Below are 7,724 nucleotides of genomic sequence, written 5' to 3' on the forward strand. Positions count from 1 at the left end.
AACGTAGGTGCCGCCTTTCACCGTTGCATCGTTGGCAATGACGACGGTTTCTTTTCCGTGGATAACGCCGATTCCTGTGATGATTCCGGCCGAAGGAAACTGGTTGTCGTACTGGTCGTATGCCGCAAGCGAAGAGAGCTCCAGGAAGGGCGTGTTGGGATCGAGCAGCCGTCTGGTGATTTCGCTGATGAACCGGGTGCGGATGAACCACGCCAGGGGAGCCAATCCATCAGGGCCAGCATCACAAAAGGGAGCATGAGGGCTGTGGGCAATAAGGGAGCATGGGGCTGTGGGCAATCGAGTACGAGGCAGTCCATCCAACGCACCGGGCATACTGTTGGAAGCACACAGGCATAGCAGAATCCAGGGCAGAACCCAGGACCAGCGCGAGCTATAGATGTACAGCATGTTCGGCGCGTGGCACAGCCCGTGTTCAGCGGGAGCATTTCAGCCTCCGAATCCTTTTGCCGTTATGCACGCTAACGGTGGGTAGACGGGCACTTCGTATGCCACTTACGTTTATCGCTTGTAGCTAATTGCTGTGCCCTTTGTGAGTTTATAATATAACGCCAAACGTCCACAAGTGCCAACTGAAGACGTGCACAAGCTAAAAAGTGACAGGGAAGTAGTCGCTCGTTACGTGCAACAACACCGTACCCGAAGGGTTGCTCATCGATGAACTCCTATGTTCGCTTCTCTTTTGCAGATAGACTGTTTTTACGGTACGGTGCAGAAAAAAATATGTATGTTAGGCGCAGCGGCGGTAGGCAAGACAAGTTTAGTCCGTCGGTTCGTGAAAGGCATTTTCTCTGATCAGTACACAACGACCATCGGTGTCAAAATTGAAAAGAAGACCGTTGACACCAATGGTACGGCTGTGCATCTGCTGCTGTGGGACATCAACGGGGAGGATCGCTTCCAGCGCGTATCTACCAGCTACCTGCGTGGAGCGGCGGGCTACCTGCTTGTCGCCGATGGGACCCGCCCGGAGACGTTAGAAACGGCTCATGTATTGCACCAGCGTGCGCGCGAGGCGGTGGGAGATGTGCCGTTTTGGCTCCTGATCAACAAGGCCGATTTAGAAGACGACCCAACGGCCAACTGGGCCGTTAGCCCCGCTACGCTTAGCCGACATGGACTGTCGGACTGGCCTACGCTTTACACCAGCGCCAAAGAAGATACGCGTGTTGATACGGCGTTTTCATCGCTGGCCCAGGCGATGATCGCATAGTATGCCACGCCCCCCCTGTTCGCTACACAGACTGATACCTGTATTCCGGTATGGCGCCTTCGTCCACGCTCCCCGATGCACTGCTGGCCCAATTTCGGACGGCGATCTTCGAACAAGTGTCCGACGAACAGTTTGTGCGCATCGGGCCTCTGCCTCACTGGCTACGCACCCTGTGGCCTGATGCAGAAACGGCTACGGGGCCAGTGGATTTGAGCGAGCATTTCTTGTTTCTGGCGAGCTTTCTGTCGGAGGCCGATCCGTTCTGGATGGGCACTGTAGATCTGGCGCAGTACCCGACAAACGCCCTTGGAGTGCCGTATCTCTGCTCGCAGGCCTGGGCCCAAGAAGTGCCCCAAGGAGGCGAGTACCTGCTGGAGGCCGTAGCCCTGCGCATTCCTCCAAGCGAGACGTCGGACATGCGCGCGTTGATGCTGATGCGACCCGCCTCGATCTCTTATGCCGAGCATCGACGCATCCTACAAGAAGGGCGTTCGCTCAACCTGTCGTTCCAGCATGCCAACCAGCAGCTACGGACGCAACGCGCCGCATTTGAAGGCCTGCTGCACGACGCGGAGGATCCTCTTGCCAGCCTCACCGATGCGCTGTTGCTCCTCCAGCACGGTTCGCTTACGCCCGACCAACAGCGCGTCGTCTCGCTTGCGCAGCAACAGGTGCGCGCGCTCCGTTCAACGCTGCAAGAGGCTGAGACCGCACACACGCCTAATCAACAACCGGCTCCTGCCGAAATCCCGAGCCTGACACGCATTGTAGACGAAGTGGTGGCGCATGTGCAAGATCGCGTTCCCTCACCTCCATGTTCTGTCGCGCTTAAGGCGCTCCCCGACGACCCGGCCCCGGTACCTATGGAGAGCGAACGCTTACGGCGCGTCGTGATTGCTCTCATAGAACACGGCATGCGCCGTTCGCCTGTTGACACCACTGTGCAGGTTCAGGTAGACGCTACTGATGCCCACGCTACGGTTCACGTCACCGACAGCGGCCCTTCCATTCCGGGCGCTGTGCGTCCGCACTTGTTTGAACGCAACAGCGCCCCCACTTCGTCTGCACCTGAAAACGACTTGACGCTCTACTTTGCCCGCATCACGGTCGAGTCGTCGGGCGGTCGGATCGGCTACGCTGACACCGATCGCGGTCCACGTATCTGGGTTAAGCTGCCCACCATGCGCACTGGGTAGCAGCACAATTCCAAATGACGGAGGCAACATGCCAGCACCGTCAAAGATATCTGCGCATACCTGTTGGGGGGGTGGTCCAATGCCAAATGGTGGAGGGAGTAGGCCTGGAGGAGCCTTTCAGCGGGCGTCCTTTTCACACTGCAACATTCAGGTGTGACACAGCACTAATGCTCTGTCACAGGTCATTCTGTGGGTTGAACCAAGATGGATACGCGTGTCGTGCCGTCCCGAAAAGTTACTGCTAAACGCCAAGGGGATGGTTCGACTGCGCTCACCATGACAGGCTTCGTGGGAGGGTGATTGCAAGGCAACCATCAAAATGAGGGTTGACAGAGCACTAATGCTCTGTCACAGATGATTCATAGGGTAACGCATGGGCTCCCACTTTATAGTCATCCCGGGCAAGGCGCCCCTGGCGCCGCTGAGCCGGGATCTCTTGTGGACTTCCATGACATTCATTCGCGTGAGCTACCCAACCATTGACGTGTGACACACCACTAATGCCGTGTCAACCCTGAATGATTGGGTTCAGATGCGTATTCTCCCTCCATCCTGCTTGTATTAGACGGTGTACGTGTTTAGCAACTTTGTAGCCCGGGACTGGAATTCCGACCGTTGTCGGAAAGACGTCCCGGGTGGTGTTTGGGCCAAGTTAGCGGGACAGAGGGGTCCGAAGGGTCATGCCAGTTGTCCGCCTGAACAGCCTTCGTCGGTCTCTACCCGCTGCCCTCTTCCGGACTGGCATGTTGCCTGCGATATGAAGACGGCGAGGCCCCAAACGCGTCTTTGAACGCGCGCGAGAAGTACGACTGGCTGTTGAACCCTACAGCATACGCAATTTCTCCGATGGTAACGTCCGGGCGATCTTTCAGCAACTCGGCGCCTGCTTCCAGCCGCCAGTGGCGAATGAGCTGTACAGGCGTGCGTTCATAGTACCTGTCCATCTTGCGCCGCAACTGCGAGGTGCTCATCGCCATCGTCTCTGCCAGTGCAGCCACCCCAAAACCAGGGTCGGAAAAGTGCGCTTCAATGGCGGCTTCGAGTCGTTGATCAAACGGCAGCGTCTGAAGGTTTGATGCCGAGGTTTCGGGATCGTCCTTGTTGGGCACATCGTCTGTACCAGCGCGCACCGTCTGGCGTGCCTGTACCAGATTTTCGATGAGCGCTTTCAGCTCCTCAGCATCAAAAGGCTTCGTCAGATATGCATCGCCTCCAGCCTCGTATCCCTGCACGCGGGTCTTGGAGTCTTCAGCCGCGGTCAGGAAAATCACCGGGATCTGGTCGATATCTGGATGGTCTTTTATAGCTCGGCACAGCGCAAGCCCATCCATGCCTGGCATCATCACATCTGCAATAGCGATATCAGGAAGCAGCGATTGGGCCGCTTTGTAGCCCTCGGTGCCGTTCTCAGCTTCAACGACACGGTATGTCGACTCCAGGTGCCATCGCAGGTACGACCGGAAGTCGGCATTATCGTCGATGATCAGCACCGTCGTTTGATCATCTTGCGTCTGCTTCTCCTCGCTGATCTTCGTCTCGTCTCTTTCAAGAGCAAGAACCCGCTCAGCCATCTGGATCGATGGCCCGCCAATGTCGCTACGCCCTGGTCCTCCCTCGGGCAATGCCCCAACCGATGCTTCCGACGCTTCTTCTGGCGGGGGTTCCGCCTCTGCGGTGTCGTCAACTTTTTGCTCGGGCAGGTGAATCGTAAACGTAGTGCCTTCGCCTTCGCGGCTCTGCAGTCGGATCGTGCCCCCGTGCAGCGCCACCAGTTCATTCACCAGGTTTAGCCCCACCCCAATGAACCGATCGTGATGACTCCACCCTTCAGGATCTTCTTTCTGGAAGAAAGCACGCAGGTACTGAAATTGCCCCGGTGTCATCCCGCTTCCGGTGTCTTCTATGATGAGAACAATTCTCCTGTCGGACGAGGATGCTGTGCCTGCTTGTTGGGTTTGATGCGTTTGCTGTGTCTGCAGCACGACCTGAATTTCGTCTCCAGCCTGCGTTGCCTGAAACGCATTCGTGATCAGACTGGCGATGATTTTTTCAATTTTTGCAGGATCAAAAGCAAACGGATGTGACGCAGCATCCGCCTCAAACCCCAACTTGATGCTGCGGCGCTCTGCCAGCCCCTGAAACGCCCGGGTGCAATTTGATACGAACGCGACCACATCACGCATCTCTGGCTGAACCACCATAGCGCCCGTTTCGAGTTGGGCAAGGTCGTGTAGCTGGTTTACCATGTGAGTAAGGCGCGTAGCGTTACGCCGCGCCATGCTTAACTGCTCGCGCTCGTCAGGACGCAAGGTCGTCTCATCTGCCTCCAGTATGTTATCAATTGGGCCCAGCGTGAGCGTGAGAGGCGTCCGAAATTCGTGACTGATGCGTGCAAAGAACTGGGATTTGACCGCATCGATACGTTCGAGGCGGTCGGCTTGACCTTCGGCGAGGCCGAGCGCTTCCTTTGTTTTCTGCTTCTCGTGCCGCAATTCTTCGGTGCGGGCCTGAACGGTGCGCTCCAGTTCCGCCTCGCGCTTCTTGAGGGCGGCTGTGCGTATCCGGTAGGCCCATCCAAGTGCAGCGATGCCTACAATACCCATGAGCGCGTAGAACCACCACGTTTCGTAGAAATGGGGCGGCACCTCAATTGTCACGGTGGCGCCTTCTTCATTCCAGATGCCATCTTCATTGCTGGCGTGCACGGTGAATGCGTACGAACCCGGGTCGATGCTCGTATATGTGGCCCTGCGCTGCATTCCTCCCGATTTTGGTTCGTCGTCTACGCCCTCGAGCTGGTACCTGAATTGCATCTGTTCAGGGTCGCTGAAGCCGATTGCCGTGTACACAATATCGAAGCTGTGGGCATGTGTCGCCAACTCGACGCGGCCGTTTATAGGGCGGTACGTACTGTCTGACGTTACCACGCGCTCGATGTGAACGGGAGGAGGGGCGCGTGATGCTCGCACTTCAGACGCATTGATCACCGCTGCCCCGGCCTGCGTCGGAAACCAGATTCGTCCCTGCCTGTCGTGCATGCCAGCGGGCTGCATGCCTCCGTTGCCTTCTCGGTTACGCATGCCATTGCGCTCGGTGTACCGAACCGTGGCCACCCGGCTTTGCGTACCCTGTGCCACGGCATGTAGCTCAGACCGATGCGCCCAGAATAAACCCTGGTTTGTGCTCATCCACATGCGTTCCTCATCATCCTCGATGATGCGGTGGATGCCGTTTGCGAGCAGCCCATCTTGGGTGGTGAGCGTTGTAATGGAGGCGTCACGTATCGCCGTATCCGTAGCGGACTGTTCGGGCCATTCGATGCGGAGTAGCCCGCGATCTTCTGTGGCGACCCAGAATGTACCTGCTTCATCCCCATGAATATCGCGCACCAGGTTCGACGGAAGCCCCTCGTCTTTCGAGAACGGGTAAAACGCATCATCTTCGTAGATAGCCAGCCCGCCCCCATTGGTACCAAACCACAGCGCGCCTTCGTCAGTCTCATGGATGGCTCGCACGATGCGGTGCGGCAGGCGGCTGTTTTGAGGCGTGTACCGGGCCCAGGAAGGCGGACCTTCGCCCGAAGACGGCGTGCGCTGATAGAGTCCGCGATTTGTGCCCACCCACAGGGTTCGAGAGGCATCTTCGTAAATCGCCAGTACGCGTCCAAAGTCGGGGGGCATCTCTGTTTCATAGGGCGCACATTGCCCCGCCTCCCACCGGCACAATCCGGCCCCGCCCACCCACAGAGTGCTGTCGCGGGTTTCGTGCAACGCCCACACGTCTTCGAGCATCGACGCTCCCTGTTGCGGGATGACTGTGGTGGTATCTTCAGATGTGATGCGCGTGAGCCCTCCGCCAAGCGACCCGAGCCAGATGCTCCCGTCGTGACGCTGCAGAATCGGATAGATGTTTCCACTTCCTACCCCCTCTTGGGCTCCGTACACTTTTATCTGCGACCTACGCAACTGGTAGATCCCGGCGCCGTCGGTGGCTACCCACATGTTCCCTTCGTTGTCTTGGTGAATCTGCGTGATGCGCACCGGTGTGGCAAGCATGGTCTGCCCCTCACGCAGCACACCACGTACTGCGTTGATCCACACTGCTTCTTGCTCCCCGGTTGTATCTGACTGGATCAGGCTTCCGGGCAACTGATTACGCGACCGGCTTTCGTGGTCGGCGGCCCGAACGAGCACGCCGGCCTCGTATCGGTACACGCTTTGCTCCGCACTCACCCAGTGGGTGCCTGCATGGTCTTTTTGGATGAGGAAGCTGGCTCCTGTCTCTTCGCCTTGTGCCGATTGGACCGCCTCCACCTCTCCCTCGTCCCACCGCCAGACTCCGTTCCAGGCGGCGATGAGCACGGTGCCATCTCCCCGCGATGCAATGCTGTTGATTCGTGTGTTTAAGAGAGCGCCCTCACCGGTAACGCGGTTGAGAGCCCCGTTCTGCGCATACCGGTAGACGCCCTGTTCAGACGTCCCAACCCAGAGATCGCCTTCAGGGGTCTGATGCACCGTGCTTATTTGGCCTTGTATGTACGCTCCCTGCACCGGGGTTGCGCCTCCTGTGGCCTCAACCCGAAACAGTTCGTCCTCGGTTCCGGCCCAGACCGTCTGGTTGTCTGTCACGTGCAGGGTAAGGACGTTGGGGAGCGCAATCGTCTGAAACGTCCCACGCTCGACCCGAACGAGGTGCTGCGATTCCGTACGCATCCAGACGACCTGCCCCACGGCTTCCACGTCCAGAATGCGGCTGCTGGGCAGCCCGTCATGACTGCCCGACTGGTAGACGGTGAACTGCGCGCCATCAAACCGCACCAGCCCGCCGAACGTAGCCAGCCACAGATAGCCATCTTCGGTCTGCGCTATATCATTCACCGTGTTGACGGGCAGCCCGTCTTCGACGGTCCATTGCTGAGTCACGTACTGGGGCGCCTCAGTTTCATCAGCGGGAATTGCAGACTGCGCGGTTGTTTTTAATGGAAGCAGGCACAGCCCTGCAAGGAGAACCAGTGGGGCACAGATTGCGAAAAGGCTCTTTCTCATCTCTCACCCTGACATCGATAGGAAACAGCATGGCTGAGGAGTTGCCCCGTACAGCAGTTGTCACCGCCACAAAAGAGCATGCGGTGGTGCTCAGCTATCTTTCTTAAAACAGGAGAGGTAACCGATGGTTGCATGCCCTGGAGCCTGGCACGTCAGCGTACGTACCGAAGCGTTGGACGTGCGACGGACCAATGCAGCATGCGAGGGGCAGGAGGTGAGAGCAATACAAGAGGTGGGGGCAAGACAAACGGC

General features: G+C 58.0%; 3 protein-coding genes and 1 pseudogene. 2 read left to right on the forward strand and 2 right to left on the reverse strand.

Annotated features, from left to right (window positions below):
• A pseudogene (locus R6U20_RS10400) lies at positions 1 to 183 on the reverse strand (carboxyl transferase domain-containing protein); the annotation flags it as partial.
• A 502-nt stretch (positions 184 to 685) separates the two neighbouring features.
• Between R6U20_RS10400 and R6U20_RS10405 the strand changes: the two are divergent.
• Together R6U20_RS10405 and R6U20_RS10410 are read left to right on the forward strand one after the other, a co-directional pair.
• Positions 686 to 1,231, forward strand: a complete 546-nt coding sequence (locus R6U20_RS10405; protein WP_410337790.1) for a Rab family GTPase — start codon at positions 686 to 688, stop codon at positions 1,229 to 1,231.
• 50 nt (positions 1,232 to 1,281) lie between these two features.
• Positions 1,282 to 2,427 (forward strand): sensor histidine kinase, encoded by a 1,146-nt coding sequence (locus R6U20_RS10410; protein WP_410337791.1) that lies wholly within the window; start codon positions 1,282 to 1,284, stop codon positions 2,425 to 2,427.
• Positions 2,428 to 3,143: 716 nt separating this feature from the next.
• Here R6U20_RS10410 and R6U20_RS10415 read toward each other — a convergent pair.
• A complete protein-coding gene (locus tag R6U20_RS10415) occupies positions 3,144 to 7,349 on the reverse strand; it encodes a two-component regulator propeller domain-containing protein (protein ID WP_410337792.1) in 4,206 nt (1,401 codons plus the stop codon).
• Positions 7,350 to 7,724: the final 375 nt, after the last annotated feature.

The sequence above is a fragment of the Longimonas sp. genome (assembly GCF_046498435.1).
Classification (GTDB): domain Bacteria; phylum Bacteroidota; class Rhodothermia; order Rhodothermales; family Salinibacteraceae; genus Longimonas.

What these genes read in the sequence shown, in the direction of transcription:
- R6U20_RS10405 (WP_410337790.1), top strand. Translation starts at nt 686, where the DNA reads ATGTTCGCTTCTCTTTTGCAGATAGACTGTTTTTACGGTACGGTGCAG.
- R6U20_RS10410 (WP_410337791.1), top strand. Translation starts at nt 1,282, where the DNA reads ATGGCGCCTTCGTCCACGCTCCCCGATGCACTGCTGGCCCAATTTCGG.